This window comes from Shewanella sp. DNRA4 (assembly GCF_012843185.1).
GTDB classification, from domain to species: Bacteria; Pseudomonadota; Gammaproteobacteria; order Enterobacterales; family Shewanellaceae; genus Shewanella; species Shewanella xiamenensis.
Map to the genome: position 1 here is coordinate 1 of NZ_JABAIP010000019.1, position 18303 is coordinate 18303.

The window sequence follows — 18303 nt, forward strand, 5'->3', positions numbered from 1 at the left end:
AGAGGTATTGTGGGAAGGATGGTTTAGGTTACAAACCATCCTTGAGGGTTACGAATTGGCCATGTCTCTCAATCACGAAGACTTGTGATCAAGAGACAGCCCTCGGGTGGCTTTATTACCTTTAACGCTTTGCCCCATTCATTTAGCTTTGCCAAGCAAGCTAAAATACGGCCGAGCAATAATACCTTGAGTGATTCAAGAAGAAGCGAACCAATGATCTAGGCCGAAATTGCCAATGGTAAAACTGGCGTCATATCTTTAGCCTTAGAGATTTGCCAAGAGAACCCAGCAAGAAACGCCTTCCCCGCCTTTATCCCTTGCTGGTAATCAATCCGTAAATCCACATCTGTACTGCCTAACAGCTTGCTCTGTAAGGGCGCCTTCGCAAAAATCTGCACAATTTCAACATCATCGGGAGGATTGGCAATAAAGTCTAGCTCGGCCTGATAGGCCTCTTCATGCTGCACTAAGTAATCAATGGTCTTAGGACAAAAACCAGAAACACAGATCCACGATTTAAGCTTATGTACCCAAGCCGATTGGGCTTGAAAGTCCTCATTGACTGTTCTCACTACCACAATTTTGCGGGCCCCCCGTTTATACGCCTCACGCACGGGCAGCGGCGCCGCTAAGCCACCATCGAGGTAATAGTCTTGCTCGGGTTCGAGTGCCGCATCGCTATGATTAGCAGATCCAATCCCTAACCAAGGCGTTAACTTGACCCCCTGTTTATATAAAAAAGGCAAGGCGCTAGAGGCTTTGAGTAGTTCACGCCAGTGCTCATGACTGGTTGGACTCAAGAAATACCCTTGGCGATCAGAGACTCGTGTGGTGGTTATAAGGAGTTCTCGCCCATTAAGGGATTGACTCGCCGCCGCTAAATCCAGCTTAAAACTGCCACGCTGAGTCTGCTCGAAATACCAGTCGAGATCGATCACATTGGCGCCAATCAGACCTCGTCCTAATTGATAGAAGCGTTTATGACGCGTTAAGCCACGGATGAGTTTTTTAGCGTATCCCTTTTGCCTAGCTAAGAAACTCGTCAAGTTTTGCGAGCCAGCGGAGGTACCAATCAATAAATCGAAAGGGTCGAACTCCGCATCAAGCCAAGCATCGAGTACGCCTGCGGTAAAAATACCGCGCTGACCACCACCCTCTGCAATTAACGCCACTTTAGGCGCGGTAACAGATTGAGAAGCTGAGGATAAATGGTTAATCGGCGGCATAACTGACCTTATCGCAATGGAGAATAGATAAGCCCAGTCTAAACAAAGAAAGCCATAGTAAAAAACGGATAGAATCTATTGTTGTAATCGCTAAATAAATATAAGAAGCGTTTTGCGTGAATTAAAGCACTTTAGCAACGATGCAATACTCGCATACATAGTTAAAAGCTATAGGTAAAGTTGCTTGTAGATACAATGCGTTGCATATGCAATCTAAGCCCGCGAATCGTCACGCTGGCTTAGATTGCACTTGGTTTCTTAACGTTAGAACTTATGGCTCAGTTCAAGCGTGACATTGCGCGGCTCGCCAGGGAAATGACCATTGCGTTCACTAAACCCGCTGACAGCATATTCCTTATCGAAGATATTCTTCAGATTTACGCGCACTTGGGTTTGGTCCCACTGGGTCGTCCAGCTCATATCAAACACTGTATGGGGTTTCACCGTTTGACCATTGAGGCTAAATTGCTCGCCCACATAGTCCATCCCAAAAGCAATGGCCGAATCAATCGCTTGAATATCGTAGCGCGTCCATAGCCCTGCTTGATGGCGCGGCGCATTGGCAAAGTGTTTGCCGTCGCCAAAGGTGTTGGTTAGGCTGTCGTTGGTCACGCCCTTGATCACTTCGGTATCGTTATAGGCATAGTTAGCCGTTACGGTAAGGTTATCTGTGAGATCGCCCACCAGCGTCCATTCCACCCCTTGGCTACGTACTTCGCCAAAATTAACTAAATTCGGAATACCATCGTCATCTCCAGTATCTAAAGGGTTAGCCTGGGCCACATTTTGTTTTTCAATGCGATAGAGTGCGAGTGTGGTCATAAACTGGCCATCGAGCCACTCGTTTTTCATCCCAAGTTCTATTTGATTACCAGTTTCGGGATCGAGTGCGCCGTCGCTTTTGATGCTCTCTTGATCAGACAATGCTGCCGGATTGAAACTCTCTGAGTAGTTCAAGTAGAAAGACATCGCATCGATTGGACGATAATTCAATCCAGCCCTTGGGGTAATGGCATTATCGCTAAAGGAAAACCCGGTCTTTTTATCGTAATCATCAAACTGGCTGAAGCGTAGACCCGCAATTAAAGACCACTGCTCGTTGAAATGCAGATGCTCTTGCAAATAGAGGCCAAAACGGTTGGCACGGGTACCGTCGGTATCCATGTCTTTCAACTGATAAGCACTTGGGTTTGTTTCGCCGTAATTCAGCTCAAAGATATTCAGATTACCCACGCCTTCCTTACTGGTCGCCAACTTGTAATGGTATTCGGTTTCGACGTAGTGATAATCACCACCAAACAGGAACTCATGCTCAAAACCTAAGGCATTAAAACGATAGACAAAATCATTGGTTAAACTGATTTCGTCATTGGCACGGGATTGGACACGATATTCACGTTTGATCGTACCATCTGCGCTGTTTGCCTTGCCATCACCATTCACATCGACCCAACCACGGGATTCGTGATATTGCTGATCGGATTCATTATTCAGGTAACGAATTTGAGTTTTTACCGAAAAATCATCACTAAATTGATGATCGAGAATCGCTTGCAGCACCAAGGCATCCATTTTCTGGAAATCGCTTTTCTCGTTGGCATTGTAGGAAGGATCAACAAGGAAATTACCCGCATCATCCACGGGTACACCACGGAGTCGATTGCCACCCAAATCCTGCCTTATCAGATCGAAGGTGGTGGTGAGCTTGGTATCTTCACTGATTTCATAGAGTAAACCACCTGCCACTTCGGCATTTAAGCTATCGGCATTGTTACGAAAGCTATCTTCCTGCTGATAGTAGCCCCCCAATCGATAGGCTAAATCCTCGGTTAAGCCGCCAGTGAAATCCAGCGAGCCGCCCATCATGTCGTAGCTACCCGTGCTTAGGATGAGATCTTTACGCTCGACAAAGGTCGGTTTCTTCGTCACATAGTTAATCATTCCGCCGGGTTCACCGCCGCCATAGAGTGCCGATGCAGGGCCTTTTAATACTTCAACCCGCTGTACGTTGAACAGTTGTGGCACCGAAAATCCCGAATACGGGTCGCCACGTACACCATCATAAAACACGTTTGCATCATCGCGAAAGCCACGAAAAGTCACGCCGGAATAGCTAAATTCACTCACACCGGCAATGGAGCGATATAAGTCAGTAATATTACGAGCGGCTTGATCGTCAATCAGTTGCTCGGTCAGCACTTGTACAGACTGCGGCAATTCCATCACATTGATTGCCGTTTTAGTGCCGATTTCAGTCTCTTTATCAACATACATTTGCATGGCGCGACCACGCACCACAATTCGCTCTGGCGCCTTAGTCTCAGCTTGTGTGCTGGCTTGCGCTTCGGCCTGTGTGTTGGTTTGTATATCGGCTTGTGCCGTTGAAGCACTTTCTTGCTCGGGTTTACTCTCTTGAGCGTTAGGCGCAACCGCAAAGACCAAATGCGGCATCAGGGCAAGCGTTAGTATTGAATAGGCAAAACGTGATTTCACAAAGTCCCCCAACCTTGAGCAAACCGGTGGTTTACCCATGTCATCTAAAATGTGCCGTCATTATAAAGTTTGATTATTAGATGACAATAATTCTCATTTAAATTTACATCGGTCAGGATTTGTAACAATTGTAAAGAGAGTCCATTCGTTAGGTGTGGATATAGCGGCATGGCTCTTACTGAATGGCTGAATGGATCTTAGTGCATCGCTCTTACTGAATGGCGCTGAATGAAAGCTATCTTAATAAAAAAGCCAGCATCACACTGCTGGCTTTGACTGGTTGTAACACTTTGAAGGTAAAACTTAAAAAATCGCCTCATCGAGTGTAGTTAGCATCTCACTCGCCTGCTCCAATTGTTTACGCAGGCTGCGGCTCTGCACGCTCCAATACGCCATATAAAAGTCCGCCGTTTTCAGTTTAGCCTGGTAAAAGTCAGCCTCTTGTGTGCCGTTTTCGAGCGCAGTCAGGGCAATCTTAGCCGTACGCGCCCACATCCATGCAAGGGCAGTAATGCCAAATAACTCGAGATACGCCATTGATGCCGCGCCGATAATGTCGGGATTGCTGGCCGCATGGGTCGCTATATAACCGCTCGCCTTTTGTAAATCGGTGGCGCAATCCATTAGCCCACTGATATAGGGCTGCATTTGCGGATCTCTGCCCTGTGATTGAATAAACTCAGTCACTAGTGCAGACCATTGTTGCATGGCAGCGCCGCGATCACTCAGCAATTTACGCCCAACTAAATCGAGCGCCTGAATACCGTTAGTGCCTTCATAAATCAAGGCGATACGGCTATCACGCACGAATTGCTCCATTCCCCACTCATGGATATAGCCATGGCCACCAAACACTTGTTGGGCATCCACACAGGCGTTAAAACCACGATTTGTGATAAAGCCTTTCACCACTGGCGTAAATAACGCCGCTAACTGGGCAGCCACCTTCGCCTTGGCAGGATCGCTATGGCGCTCTGCCTCATCGAGCCACAGCGCCTGCTGGCCAACGAGTGCCCGAGCACCTTCATTAAAGGCTTTTTGCGATAACAACATCCGGCGCACATCACCGTGTACCAAAATCGGGTCGGCAGCTTTTTCAGGCGCTTTAGCGCCACTAATGGCGCGGCTCTGCAATCTGTCCTTGGCATAGGCTAAGGCATTTTGATAGGCGATTTCGGACACGCCTAATCCCTGCATTCCAACCCCCAAACGCGCTTGGTTCATCATGGTAAACATGGCGCGCAGCCCTTGGTGGGGTTCTCCCACTAACTCACCGAGTGCACCCTCAAATACCATCACACAGGTTGAGTTACCGTGGATGCCCATTTTGTGTTCAAGCCCACTGGCATAGAGGCTGTTCGCCTCACCTAAACTGCCATCACTGTTCACAAACACTTTGGGCACAGCAAACAGCGAAATGCCCTTAACCCCTTCGGGCGCATCGGGCAAGCGTGCTAACACTAAGTGCACTATGTTATCGGTAAATTGATGGTCGCCCGAAGAGATAAAAATCTTCTCACCAGTGATCGCAAAGTAGCCGTCCGCCGCAGGCACGGCCTTAGTACGCAATAGTGCTAAGTCGGTTCCGGCATGGGATTCAGTTAGATTCATGGTGCCAGTCCATTCACCACTCACTAATTTCGCTAGATACTTCTGTTTAAGTGCCTCACTGCCGTGGGCATGAATGGCCGCATAGGCGCCGTGGGTAAGGCCGGGATACATGGCAAAGGCCATATTAGTCGAGGTTTGCATCTCGGTGGCGAAAATCCCGACTACTTCGGGCAGTCCTTGGCCACCGTACGCAGGATCGCAGGTCAGTGTCGGCCAACCATTGTCGACAAACTGCTGATAGGCGTCGGCAAAACCTTCGGGGGTAACCACTTTGCCATCCACGAGTTTGCAGCCCTGCACATCCCCTACGCTATTTAACGGCAACATCACCTCAGTACTGAAATCCGCCATACCTTGGAGGATGGCATCGACCAAATCGGGGTCGATCTCATCGAAGCCTTTTAGGGCATCTTGCTGATAAATATGCAACATTTCATCGAGGATAAATTGATAGTCACGCAGTGGTGCTTGATAGACTGTCATAATCGCTTCCCTTTCTTGTTTTATGGCAATGGACTAAGTGCTCTGACCACTTTAGCTAAATCTGTTGAAAAAGGAAGCATCTGAGCCTCTGTGCAGTGACTTTTGTTTGCACAATCGAACAGCAAAACCGTAAATTGATCGCAACAAAGGCTTATGCTCAAGTGCAAAAGTTTGTAAGCTAAGTGTCTGTATTGCTGATACGTCATCAGGTTGAGGATATTGTTACTATGGGTTCTGTTACCACCAAAAAACACGCAAACGGGCTCGATTATGTCGAAGTGAACACTGCGTTATGCCAAGCAAGGATTTTTTTACAGGGCGCGCAAATCGATCATTTTCAACCCGTAGGTAAGCCCCCCTTGTTGTGGGTGTCTTCAGCGGATGACTATCAACCTGGTAATGGGATCCGTGGCGGAGTGCCCGTCTGCTGGCCTTGGTTTGGTATGAGCAATCAAGCTAATTTCCCACAACATGGTTTTGCCCGTACCCGAATTTGGACACTCGAGTCGGTTGAGATGCGTAATCAACTGGTGGATTTACGTTTTAGCTTAGCCATCAGCGAAGAAGATAAGGTCTTTTGGCCGCACCATACCCAAGTCAACGTACTCTTTACCTTAGGTGAAACCTTAAGTATCAGCTTAGTTAACACTAACCTTGGCGATGTCCCGGTTACACTCACCCAAGCGCTACACAGCTATTTTCCGATTGAAGATATTCACCAGCTTAAAGCCACTGGTTTTAGCGGTGCTCAATATATTGAGTTTTCCGAAGGGCCTTACCCGCAAACGACGGATGACGTGCTATTTGACCGCGAAACCGACCGCGTTTACACCAACCTAGGTCCAGTACAACACTTACATACGCCCAAAGGTGTGATTGAAGTGAGCCGTGAAAATAGCCACTCGGCCGTGTTGTGGAACCCTTGGATTGAAAAATCGACCCGTCTTGCCCGCTTTAATGACGATGACTATCTCACCATGGTGTGTCTCGAAGCCGCCAATGTGCTTGAAGATAAGTTAACGCTGGCTCCCGGCGAGAGTCACAGTTTAGTTACCCATATTCGCTGGGCAGACTAATCGGTCTTTATCACCTCATCAATGAAAAGCCCAGTGCATGACTGGGCTTTTTTATACTATCAAATTCACGATGGTCATCTATTTGGCAATAACCGCCTACTTAGTGTTTTTCTCAAAACGGGCTAACAAGCTTGAGGTATCCCAGCGATTACCGCCCATGGCTTGAACTTCTGAGTAAAACTGATCCACAAGTGCGGTTAAGGGTAAGTGCGAGCCATTGCGGCGAGCTTCTTCTAGGGCAATGCCTAAATCCTTACGCATCCAATCAACGGCAAAACCAAAATCATAGCTTTGGCCCCACATGGTCTTGTAACGATTTTCCATCTGCCAGCTTTGCGCCGCACCTTTACTGATCACTTCCACCACTTTTTCACCGTCAAGACCGGCCTTACGAGCAAATTGCAGCGCTTCGGCAAGGCCTTGAACCACACCTGCGATACAAATTTGGTTGACCATCTTAGTGAGTTGGCCGGCACCTACCTCACCTAAGCGCTCTGCGCAGCGCGCAAACGCTTCGATAACGGGCTTTACACGCTCGAACGCGGCTTGATCGCCCCCGACCATCACAGTCAGTACGCCATTTTCGGCACCAGCTTGGCCACCCGATACAGGCGCATCGAGAAAATCGACGCCTTTTTCGGCCAGCACTTTATGTAATTCACGGGCCACATCGGCTGAAGCCGTCGTATGGTCCACCAATACAGTGCCTGGCGCCATTCCATGGATCACGCCATCATTGCCTAATACCACTTCACGCAAGTCGTTATCGTTGCCTACGCAGGTAAAAACAATATCTTGGCCGATTGCCGCCTCTTTAGGCGTTGGGCAGCAGCGACCACCGTAGTTCTCGACCCAGGTTTGTGCCTTGGCAAAAGTGCGGTTATACACAGTAACCTCATGGCCCTTGTTGAGTAAGTGTCTTGCCATGGGGTAACCCATTACGCCTAAACCAATAAATGCGACTTTTGCCATGAGGAACTCCTTTAATTGATAAACAAGGTGAAACGTTTTACACCACACATTTGCACTGCGTTCATTTAACCTCACTGAATTAACACAATAGATTAACGACACACAGGATGCGCGCTTATGTTACTCCGAGAAAGACCCGACCCAAACTAAAAAAATGCGAGCAAGTGTTTCAACTTAAAAGGTCAATCTGTAGCTAAAACGGTGGCGGCAGTGTAGCACTCGATTAGGCGAGCGTCAGAGTAAAAATGCCCTTGGTAACAAACGCAGTGTTCGACAGAAACAACAAAGGCGCACAGAGGCGACTTTGTTTTTATAACTAACCCAAATCACTTTTGTACGTGTGCTTCCATTTCGGCGCCAATTTTCTTGCGCATTTCCATTAAGCGCAGTGCGGAATCACGCAGATGAATATCATATTCAGTCTGCGGCACCCATTCAGGCACGGGTGTCGGTTGTCCGTTTTCATCCACGGCAACCATGATGACGATACAGTGAGTGGTGAGATGACGCTCAGAGACCTTAGGATCCCCTGCCCGCACATCAATACCGATGTGCATAGAGGTCTTACCGGTATAAATCACCTTAGCGCTGACTTCGACGATATTTCCCACGAGGATAGGCTGAACAAATCGAATTCCACCCGCATAGGCGGTAATACAATATTTACCACTCCAGCCCGCAGCACAGGCATAAGCCGCAAGGTCAATCCATTTCATCACAGCGCCACCGTGAACCTTACCACCAAAATTCACATCTGCGGGTTCTGACAAAAATCTCAGGGTAATTTGTCTATCGATACCAGCCATATAACCTCAACTTATTCAGCCTCTGTGGCTCAATGATTTTGCAATGAGTTGAGTTTACGATAGAAATGCGCAATAGCGTAAAGATAATTACGATTGTCCCAGTGAAGAGAACCGATTTAGCCAAAGTAACTTATCAACCCACAGGAGAGTAATAATCCCGGCAACGCCAGGCGATACAACCACAGCTGTAATTGACTGCTAACAAAGCGAGTGCCCTTGCCATAAGTGTAAACACCCAACCCTGCCAAAAACAGCCCAATCACTTCAAATCCCGATGACATATGGTTACTGCCACCGACACTGATGGCGGTCACCAATAACGCGAACCACACCAACACATATGCCGCAATCGCAAAGGTGAAGGTCTTCATGCCGATATCCATATTAGGATGCCAAGCTTTGGATTCACCACGAATTAATTCGGTCAAATTTGCGGTTACGGCACCAACGATAGGCACAAGCGGGATCACCAGAGGGTTTAACATGACAGATTTCCTTTTAAATAGAATATGCCTGTCATTATCGGCGGCAAAGGGCATTAAACAAGCTTGATGAACAAAGGTTAACTATTTGGATATCAGCAGGTTAGAAAGTGATATTAGGCACAATTCGAGCATAAAAAAATGCGCCAGTAGGCGCATTTTTTATCGAGCTAACCGCTGTTTAGACTTTCTTAAACAGCAATGAACCGTTAGTGCCACCAAATCCGAAGGAGTTACACAGAGCATACTCTAACTTTACATCACGGGCAGTATGCGCCACGAAGTCTAAATCACAGCCTTCATCTGGATTATCGAGGTTGATGGTCGGTGGTACGGCTTGATCGCGCAGCGCAAGCAGAGTGAAAATCGCTTCAACCGCACCCGCAGCGCCCAGCAAGTGACCCGTCATAGACTTAGTCGAGCTGACAAGCAGGTTGTAGGCATGATCGCCAAACACAGATTTCACCGCGGCCGCTTCCGCTTTATCACCCGCAGGCGTTGAAGTGCCGTGCGCATTGATATAACCAATTTTTTCAAATGGCAGCTTAGCATCATTCACTGCATTGACCATAGCCGCCGCAGCGCCCGCACCATCGCTTGGCGGCGATGTCATATGGAACGCATCACCGCTCATACCAAAGCCAACGAGCTCACCATAAATGGTCGCACCGCGCGCCTTCGCGTGCTCGTATTCTTCCATCACCATCACACCCGCACCATCACCGATGACAAAACCATCACGGTCTTTATCCCATGGGCGACTGGCCGCCGTTGGGTCATCGTTACGGGTTGACAGCGCTTTAGCTGCGCCAAAACCACCAACACCGAGTGGACAAGTGACATCTTCGGCGCCACCGGCAACCATCACGTCAGCATCGCCATAAGCGATAGTGCGCGCCGCAAAACCGATGTTGTGCACACCGGTTGTACAAGCGGTCGTGACGGCAAAGTTAGGGCCTGTCATTCCGTACATAATCGATAAATGGCCGGCAATCATATTAATGATGGTGCTCGGCACGAAGAAAGGCGAAATTTTACGAGGGCCACCACTTAATAGCGCGCTGTGGTTTTGTTCAATCAACCACATACCGCCCATGCCAGCACCGATTGCGGTACCCACACGGCCAGGGTTTTCTTTACTCATATCCAGACCTGAGTCTTGGATAGCTTGGATGCCCGCAGCCATACCATACTGAATAAAGAGGTCCATTTTGCGGGCGTCTTTTTTAGTTAAGTACTGCTCAACATCGAAATCTTTTACAGAACCACTGAAACGAGTGGTAAATTCGCTGGCATCAAATTTGGTTATGGGCGCAATCCCACTCTTACCCGAAAGCAGGGCTTTCCAAGTAGTGTCGACAGTATTGCCCACGGGCGTTACTAATCCTAAACCGGTTACCACTACACGACGTTTAGACACGGCAGTCACCTTTTGAATGCTAAATAGATTAAGTTATGACAGACAAATGCGGTTCTATCATTAAAATGTCTTCGCCAATCTGCGGCGAGCATCTCATGGATAAATTCAACACAGCTTCCAGAGACGATTGAATGGCACTATTGCAGAATTAGGCGGGGATAAAACAAAAACAGGCGGCATATTTGCCGCCTGTTCTCTAGAATTCAGAATTACTGATTCTTAGAAACGTAATCGATCGCTGCTTGAACAGTAGTGATCTTTTCAGCTTCTTCATCAGGGATCTCGGTATCAAACTCTTCTTCCAGAGCCATAACCAACTCAACAGTGTCCAGAGAATCTGCACCCAGATCGTCAACGAAAGATGCCGCTGGTTTAACGTCTTCTTCTTTAACGCCCAGTTGCTCTACAATGATTTTCTTTACACGTTCTTCGATGTTGCTCATTAGTTTTCTTTCCTATTCAAATTACGCACTTGCGTAAGATTGCGAGTAGTTTATTAGATTTGGCTGACAATGCAAGCTTAGTTTTCGTGGTCTAACCACGAAATTTAGCGACCAATTGATACAGATCACTACTCAGTTGCGACAGTATCCCTGCCATCCGCCCTTAAACCATGTACATTCCGCCATTCACATGCAAAGTCTCGCCTGTGATATAAGCGGCAGAGTCCGACGCCAAGAAGAGTACGGCATTGGCAATTTCTTGCGCTTGCCCTAATCGTTCCATCGGAACCTGAGACATGATAGCTTTTTGCTGATCTTCGGTCAGCTCATCAGTCATATCGGTCTGGATAAATCCAGGAGCGATAGCATTAACTGTAATTTGACGAGATGCAACCTCTCTTGCAAGAGATTTTGTAAATCCGATCAAACCAGCTTTTGCTGCCGAGTAGTTAACTTGACCTGCATTGCCCATAGTGCCTACCACTGAACCGATATTGATGATCCGGCCGAAACGCTTTTTCATCATGGTACGCATCACAGGTTTTGATAGTCTGAACAATGATGTCAGGTTGGTATCGATGATATCGTTCCATTCATCATCTTTCATTCGCATCAGCAAATTATCACGGGTGATACCCGCGTTGTTGACTAGAATATCAACATCACCCGCTTTTTCTTTGATCGAATCGAATAAATCGGTGACGGATTGACTATCGGTAACATTAAGCACTAAACCAAAACCTTTGTCACCCAGATATTCTTGAATTGCTGCGGCGCCCTTCTCACTTGTGGCAGTTCCAACCACAATCGCACCGGCTTCGACTAAGGTTTCGGCAATCGCACGGCCAATACCACGGCTCGCGCCTGTCACTAAGGCAACTTTGCCCGCTAAACTCAGATTGATACTCATACAAACTCCTTATTCAGTTAACGCGGCAAGGGATGCAACGTCATTAACTGCTTGGGCAGAAAGAGATTTATTAATGCGTTTCGTAAGACCTGTCAATACTTTACCAGGACCGCACTCAACTAACTGGGTAATACCTTTTTCGGCCATTAATTCAACGGTTTCGCTCCAGCGTACTGGGCAATACAGTTGACGAACCAGCGCATCTTTAATGTCGGCAACCACAGTGGGTGATGCCACATCTACGTTATTAATAACGGTGATGCTCGGCGCATTAAACTGCACATCGTTTAACGCAAGAGCTAATTTATCAGCAGCAGGTTTCATTAATGCGCAGTGTGATGGCACGCTGACAGGCAAGGCTACCGCCATTTTGGCGCCCGCAGCTTTACAGGCCGCAGCAGCGCGTTCAACCGCATCTTTTTGACCGGCGATAACCACTTGGCCAGGGCTGTTGAAGTTAACTGGGCTTACCACTTCGCCTTGAGCGGCTTCAATACACGCATTAGCAATACCGTCATTATCTAGACCGATAATCGCGTACATAGCGCCAGTACCGGCGGGTACGGCTTGCTGCATCAATTGACCACGTAGCTCAACCAGTTTGATCGCATCTTTAAAGTCGATGACACCAGCACAAACTAATGCAGAATATTCGCCTAGGCTGTGACCCGCTAACATCGCAGGCATAGCTTTACCAGAGGCAACATAGGCACGCCAAATCGCCACACTTGCCGCTAATAAAGCAGGCTGAGTTTTATCGGTTTCATTTAAGGTTTCAACGGGGCCGTCTTGCACTAATGCCCACAAGTCATACCCTAACACCTCACTCGCTTCGGCAAAGGTTTGTCCCACAATCGGCTGTACAGCAGCCAGTTCGGCTAACATGCCTAGGGCCTGTGAACCTTGGCCTGGGAATACAAAAGCTACATTTTCCATATCAAATTACCTATGGCGAACTTAATTTATTGAACACTAAACCGTTATCTTGGACAGCTAACCAAGATAACGATGAGCAGGAATTTATTCGTATACAGATACGGTTAAAAACGGACGAGCGCACTGCCCCACGCAAAACCAGCGCCAAAGGCTTCGAGCAGCAAGAGCTGACCACGTTGGATCCGACCATCACGCACAGCTTCATCCAGAGCAATAGGTACCGAAGCCGCCGAGGTATTACCATGCTTAGCAAGGGTTAACACCACTTTATCTAAGCTCATGTCTAGCTTTTTCGCCGTGGCATTAATAATGCGGAAGTTAGCCTGATGGGGAACCAACCAGTCGATTTCCGACTTATCGATATTATTCAGGCGCAAGGTTTCAGTCACGACATGGGATAACTGGGTCACCGCCACTTTAAAGACGTCATTGCCTTTCATCGTCATAAAACCAACCGCTTCAGAGGTTTCCCCCTGACGTGGTGGGAAAGCGCACTTAAGCAAATCGCCTTGACGACCATCGGCATAAATATGGGTTGAAATAATCCCGGGCTCATCGGAAGCACCGATAACCACCGCCCCCGCACCATCCCCAAACAGAATGATGGTGGTACGATCTTCCGGCTCACACAGACGGGATAAAACGTCAGCACCAATCACTAATACTTTTTTCGCGGTACCGTTTTTAACGAATTGGTCCGCAACCGATAAGGCATACACAAAACCTGAACAAGCCGCCGCAATATCAAAGGCTGGAATGGTATGCACACCGAGCATGGCTTGGATTTCGCAGGCCGCGGCAGGGAATGCATTTGCCGCACTGGTTGTACCGCAAATGATCATATCTAAATCTGATGCCTCAATACCGGCCATCTCTAACGCATTTAATGCCGCCTGATAGCCCATCGTTGAGACAGTTTCGTCTTGCGCTGCAATGCGGCGCTCTGAAATACCAGTGCGTTCAACAATCCATTGGTCACTGGTTTCCACCATTTTTTCCAAATCTTGATTACTACGCACCTGCACCGGTAGGTAACTACCAGTTCCGAGAATTTTTGTATGCATAAGGAGGAATCAGTTATTTATATCTAAAAGAATCGACTCCAAACGATCTTTTATCATTTCGGGGAGTCGACGTTGCGCTTCAGTCACTGCCAAACTAATTGCTTGTAAATAGGCAGTTTCATCCGCATTTCCATGGCTCTTTACAACTATGCCGCGCAATCCTATCAGACTTGCACCATTATAGTGGTCGGGGTTCATCTGGCTGAGAACCGCCTGAATGCGGGGGGCGATGAGTTTTGCCAAAAAACGCACGAAGAAACCTTGAGTTAGGCCCCGTTTTAACTGATGTACCAATAGCTTGGCAATGCCTTCAGAGGTTTTGAGCGTGATGTTACCCACAAAACCATCACAAACGATCACATCAACATTCCCAGAATAGATTTCATCACCTTCAATAAAGCCGGTGTAATTAATCTGATCAGTGTTTTGCAGTATTTGTGCCGCTTGTTGAACCTGATCGTTGCCTTTGATTTCTTCTGTGCCCACATTAAGGAGTGCGACTTTAGGGCGGGATTTTTTATCCACGGCCTCACACAGTACTGAGCCCATCACGGCAAATTGGAATAGCGTTTCGGAATCGCAGGAAATATTGGCACCTAAATCCAATAAATAAACTGGCTTTTGCGTCACGGAGGGTAAACAACTGACCAATGCAGGTCTGTCCACGCCGGGCAAGGTTTTTAACAGCACCTTGGCCATCGCCATTAACGCGCCGGTATTTCCCGCACTCACACACGCAGCAGCACGTCCATCTCGCACCAGTTCAATTGATAAACGCATCGAACTATTTTTACGAGTGCGCAAAGCGTGCACGGGCCTGTCAGACATACTCACCACTTCATCGGTGTGGATGACTTCAATACGGGAGAGTAACTCTTGTTCTGCTTGGTGCAGATAGACATCTATTTCAGTCTTATCACCGACTAAAATGATTTTAAGGGAAGAATGAGATTTTAGTGCCCGCAAAGCTGCAGGCACTGTGACGTGGGGGCCATGATCGCCGCCCATCGCATCTAACGCGAGCGTCAGACTCGTCATTAGGAAACCAACAAATTACTTGTTGATTACCTTTTTACCGCGATAGAAACCATCAGCAGTCACGTTGTGACGCATATGGACTTCACCGCTGGTAGCGTCTACAGACAGCTGAGCAGTGCTCAGTGCGTCATGTGAACGGCGCATACCGCGCTTTGAACGAGATTTTTTATTCTGTTGTACAGCCATTGGCCCTGTCTCCTAGATTACTTGCTCTTCAGTTTTTCTAACACTGCAAACGGATTTGGACGCTCCTCTTGAGCGGGTTCGATCTCGCCTACAACTATATCCATTGACCCGATATTGCAATCAGTTTCTTCATGCATCGGGATGATGGGCATAGCGACTATCAATTCATCTTCGATCAATTGATGCAGACGTACTTCGCCAATCTCATTGCACTCAATTGGGTCATACGCATCCGGGAGCTCATCGATTTCTGCCTTAGTCCGGCATGGACCGAAGCAAAACTCGACCGTAACCTCAGTGGTAAATAGTGTCATGCAACGTTGACAAACCAGAGTGAGCTCCGTCACAGCCTTCCCTTTCAGGTAGACTATCCCCTGCAAATCTACGCCACATTCAAGCGACACTGCCACATCGGAACAGTCGCCGGCACATAACTCATTTAATCTTTTCAATTGCTGCCCGGGCACAATCCCCTCATAGGTAGAACGGCTCGAGGCGGCGCGAATAGGATCAATTGAAACCGGTATCTTTACTGTTTGCATAAGGCGCGCATATTATAGTTTGAAAACGCTAGAGTCAAAGAAAAATTTCTTACTTAAGTCCCAGTTTGCAACTTAAGCGATTCTCTAGCCCCAACATTGAATTAATGGAAGCGAAATTTTACCCAAGCAGGGGGCGGCACACAAGCGTAAGCCGTCTAAAATAGCCGCATTCACCGAAAGAATCCTTAATTACCTTCCTAAAGTGACAGCATCTGTTGCCACGGCTTGCATTCAATCATCCAGATTGGCGACAATAAGTGAAGTTTTCTAATGGATTATTAATGATGACGCCCCAGTTAATCCTCGCCTCCACCTCCGTATATCGGCAAGCACTGCTGAACAAATTAGGCTTACCCTTTGAGTGCTGCGATCCCAAGGTTGATGAAACCTCACTGCCTAATGAGTCAGCGCAAGCCTTAGTACAACGATTAGCGCAGGCAAAAGCAGAAGCTGGTGCAAAATATTGTCCTGATGGTCTGATTATTGGCTCCGATCAGGTTGCCGTGATCGATGGCAAGATCATCGGTAAGCCATTAAATCGCGATAATGCGATTAAGCAGCTCAGTCAAGCCTCGGGGAAAGCCATTACCTTTTATACAGGTCTTGCGCTTTATAATGCTCAAACGGGTGAAATGAATGCCCAAGTTGATCCTTTTACAGTGCATTTTCGGCACCTTACAGCATCACAAATCAGTGCTTATGTGGATAAAGAGCAACCGTTTTACTGTGCAGGCAGTTTTAAAAGTGAAGGTTTAGGCATTGCACTCTTTAATCGTTTAGAAGGACGAGATCCTAATACGCTCGTGGGATTACCTTTAATCTTACTCACGGAAATGCTGCTCAGCCAAGGCATAGATGTATTAGCATAATGCTTATAAATGCTGAAGGAGCTGCTGCGGTGAATCAATCAATGCTATCGGCTTAGCTTGTCGTAATACCGCCTCACTATGGGCGCCGTAAGTCACACCGATGCTATCGATACCTGCGTTCGCTGCCATGGTTAAATCCAGTAAAGAGTCACCGACCATCAAAGCACGCTCAGGCTGAATGCCCAGCTCCTGCAATAGGCTGATGATCATCTCAGGATGGGGCTTACTCTGCGCTTCATCGGCGCAGCGGGAGGCAATAAAGTAATGCCCTAATCCAGATTGTTCCCACACGCGCACCAGACCAGCTCTCGCCTTCCCCGTCGCCACGGCTAACTGATAACCCTTTGCAGATAATGATTCGAGCAATTGTGGTGCTTGGTCGAAGATTGGCGTTGGCGTGGTATCAAGATGCAAATACTGCGTCTTAAACTCGGCGCGCATCGTGATGTAACACTCTTCAGTGCCAGTGCTGACAGTAGAAGCAGTAGACATATCCTCTTCAGGAAACGCCGAAAATCGCTGTGATGAAGACAATAATCCGCAAGGAAACAACACTTGTAACGCCTGCGTCATCGACAAGCCAATCACATTACGAATATCCGCCTCAGCAGGAACAGGCAGCGCCAGTGCCCTAGCCATATTCTCAATGCAAATAATGATCTTACCGATGGAATCCATCAAAGTGCCATCCCAATCAAAAATCACTAAATCATATTTACGCAGGGTAGAATGGTTGGCAGCCTTCATACTTCAAGGTTATCCACGGGTATATAGAGGAGCGGGAATTAAACCCGCTTTAACTTATTCAACAGTTGCTGCAGATTATCATCCAGTGGTGCAGAAACCCGCATCACTTCATCGTTTTCAGGATGGATAAACATTAATTCTGCAGCGTGTAAAAACAATCTACTCAAGCCAAGCGAGCGCATACTGTCATCGAAAGCTTGCTCACTGTACTTATCATCACAGGCAATGGGATGCCCGGCATATTGACAATGCACGCGAATTTGATGAGTACGTCCCGTGACCGGACTCGCCTGCACCAATGTACAACCTTGATAACGCTGCACAATTTTAAAACGCGTTTCTGATGGTTTGCCTTCTGCATTGACCCGCACAATGCGCTCACCGGATTTAAGTGTCAGCTTTAATAAAGGTTGTTTGACCACTTTATCCTGCGCCGACCACTCCCCCTTAACTAAAGCTAAGTAATCCTTCTGCATTTTTTTATAACGCAGTTGATCGTGCATATGTTTAAGCGCACTGCGTTTTTTAGCGACTAACAGTACGCCAGAGGTATCTTTATCAAGGCGATGAACCAACTCTAAAAACTTCTGTTGCGGACGTAAGGAGCGCAGCGCTTCAATCACACCATAATCAACACCACTGCCGCCATGAACCGCAATACCCGCAGGTTTATTGAGCACAATAAGATGATTATCTTCATGCAAAATACGATCTTCGAGTTGCGACACTTTGCTCAAGTTAGCCGAAGGCGCAGTCCGATTATCAGACTCAGCCATTCTCACGGGTGGCACACGTACCACATCACCAATTTGTAATTTATATTCTGGCTTAATGCGCTTCTTATTCACCCGTACTTCGCCCTTACGGACGATACGATAAATCATGCTCTTAGGTACACCTTTGAGCGCTGTGATTAAAAAATTATCAATTCGTTGGTCGAGGTGGTCTTCGTCAATGGTGATCAACTGCACCTGTTGCTGTGGAGATTCTGTATTCATG

18 protein-coding genes are annotated in these 18303 nt (G+C 47.5%); 2 read left to right on the top strand and 16 right to left on the bottom strand.

Annotation, left to right across the window (positions count from 1 at the left end):
* Positions 1-218 precede the first annotated feature (218 nt).
* The 3 genes from HG547_RS18355 to HG547_RS18365 all read right to left on the bottom strand — a co-directional run bounded on the left by HG547_RS18355 (position 219) and on the right by HG547_RS18365 (position 5813).
* On the bottom strand, positions 219-1226 hold the full coding sequence (locus tag HG547_RS18355) for a patatin family protein (RefSeq protein WP_169548672.1): 1008 nt from the start codon (positions 1224-1226) through the stop codon (positions 219-221).
* A gap of 264 nt (positions 1227-1490) precedes the next feature.
* Positions 1491-3719 carry a TonB-dependent siderophore receptor gene (locus tag HG547_RS18360; RefSeq protein ID WP_169548673.1) on the bottom strand — a complete coding sequence of 743 codons (2229 nt, stop codon included), beginning with the start codon at positions 3717-3719 and terminating at the stop codon, positions 1491-1493.
* A 303-nt stretch (positions 3720-4022) separates the two neighbouring features.
* Positions 4023-5813, bottom strand: coding sequence for an acyl-CoA dehydrogenase C-terminal domain-containing protein (locus tag HG547_RS18365; protein ID WP_169548674.1), 1791 nt, complete (start codon positions 5811-5813; stop codon positions 4023-4025).
* 227 nt (positions 5814-6040) lie between these two features.
* Here HG547_RS18365 and HG547_RS18370 point away from each other — a divergent pair, with 227 nt between their 5' ends.
* Complete coding sequence (locus tag HG547_RS18370; RefSeq protein WP_169548675.1) at positions 6041-6889, top strand: D-hexose-6-phosphate mutarotase; 849 nt, start codon at positions 6041-6043, stop codon at positions 6887-6889.
* A 96-nt stretch (positions 6890-6985) separates the two neighbouring features.
* On the opposite strand, the gene HG547_RS18375 is transcribed toward HG547_RS18370, so the two are convergent.
* The 11 genes from HG547_RS18375 to yceD form a co-directional block, all read right to left on the bottom strand.
* On the bottom strand, positions 6986-7861 hold the full coding sequence (locus HG547_RS18375) for an NAD(P)-dependent oxidoreductase (protein ID WP_169548676.1): 876 nt from the start codon (positions 7859-7861) through the stop codon (positions 6986-6988).
* A gap of 326 nt (positions 7862-8187) precedes the next feature.
* Positions 8188-8667, bottom strand: coding sequence for an acyl-CoA thioesterase (locus tag HG547_RS18380; RefSeq protein WP_037419717.1), 480 nt, complete (start codon positions 8665-8667; stop codon positions 8188-8190).
* A gap of 116 nt (positions 8668-8783) precedes the next feature.
* A complete protein-coding gene (locus HG547_RS18385) occupies positions 8784-9152 on the bottom strand; it encodes a hypothetical protein (protein WP_037419714.1) in 369 nt (122 codons plus the stop codon).
* Positions 9153-9330: 178 nt separating this feature from the next.
* Positions 9331-10569, bottom strand: a complete 1239-nt coding sequence (gene fabF, locus HG547_RS18390) for a beta-ketoacyl-ACP synthase II (RefSeq protein WP_037427243.1) — start codon at positions 10567-10569, stop codon at positions 9331-9333.
* Positions 10570-10778: 209 nt separating this feature from the next.
* Positions 10779-11012, bottom strand: a complete 234-nt coding sequence (acpP, locus tag HG547_RS18395) for an acyl carrier protein (RefSeq protein ID WP_006081231.1) — start codon at positions 11010-11012, stop codon at positions 10779-10781.
* Positions 11013-11175: 163 nt separating this feature from the next.
* Positions 11176-11922: a 3-oxoacyl-ACP reductase FabG gene (gene fabG, locus HG547_RS18400; RefSeq protein ID WP_011623152.1), complete on the bottom strand. Its 747-nt coding sequence runs from the start codon at positions 11920-11922 to the stop codon at positions 11176-11178.
* Positions 11923-11931: 9 nt separating this feature from the next.
* Positions 11932-12858: an ACP S-malonyltransferase gene (fabD, locus tag HG547_RS18405; RefSeq protein ID WP_169548677.1), complete on the bottom strand. Its 927-nt coding sequence runs from the start codon at positions 12856-12858 to the stop codon at positions 11932-11934.
* Positions 12859-12962: 104 nt separating this feature from the next.
* Complete coding sequence (locus tag HG547_RS18410) at positions 12963-13922, bottom strand: beta-ketoacyl-ACP synthase III (protein WP_037419694.1); 960 nt, start codon at positions 13920-13922, stop codon at positions 12963-12965.
* 9 nt (positions 13923-13931) lie between these two features.
* Entirely contained in the window at positions 13932-14960 is a 1029-nt protein-coding gene (gene plsX, locus HG547_RS18415; RefSeq protein WP_037419691.1) for a phosphate acyltransferase PlsX, read from the bottom strand.
* 15 nt (positions 14961-14975) lie between these two features.
* Positions 14976-15146, bottom strand: coding sequence for a 50S ribosomal protein L32 (gene rpmF / locus HG547_RS18420; RefSeq protein ID WP_011072715.1), 171 nt, complete (start codon positions 15144-15146; stop codon positions 14976-14978).
* Positions 15147-15163: 17 nt separating this feature from the next.
* On the bottom strand, positions 15164-15688 hold the full coding sequence (gene yceD, locus HG547_RS18425) for a 23S rRNA accumulation protein YceD (RefSeq protein WP_011072716.1): 525 nt from the start codon (positions 15686-15688) through the stop codon (positions 15164-15166).
* A 284-nt stretch (positions 15689-15972) separates the two neighbouring features.
* Between yceD and HG547_RS18430 the strand changes: the two genes are divergently transcribed.
* Positions 15973-16557, top strand: a complete 585-nt coding sequence (locus tag HG547_RS18430) for a nucleoside triphosphate pyrophosphatase (protein WP_211164721.1) — start codon at positions 15973-15975, stop codon at positions 16555-16557.
* 3 nt (positions 16558-16560) lie between these two features.
* Here HG547_RS18430 and HG547_RS18435 read toward each other — a convergent pair whose 3' ends face one another.
* Positions 16561-17304, bottom strand: coding sequence for an HAD-IA family hydrolase (locus tag HG547_RS18435; RefSeq protein WP_169548679.1), 744 nt, complete (start codon positions 17302-17304; stop codon positions 16561-16563).
* 38 nt (positions 17305-17342) lie between these two features.
* Positions 17343-18302 carry a 23S rRNA pseudouridine(955/2504/2580) synthase RluC gene (rluC, locus tag HG547_RS18440; RefSeq protein ID WP_069455170.1) on the bottom strand — a complete coding sequence of 320 codons (960 nt, stop codon included), beginning with the start codon at positions 18300-18302 and terminating at the stop codon, positions 17343-17345.
* Position 18303 lies beyond the last annotated feature (1 nt).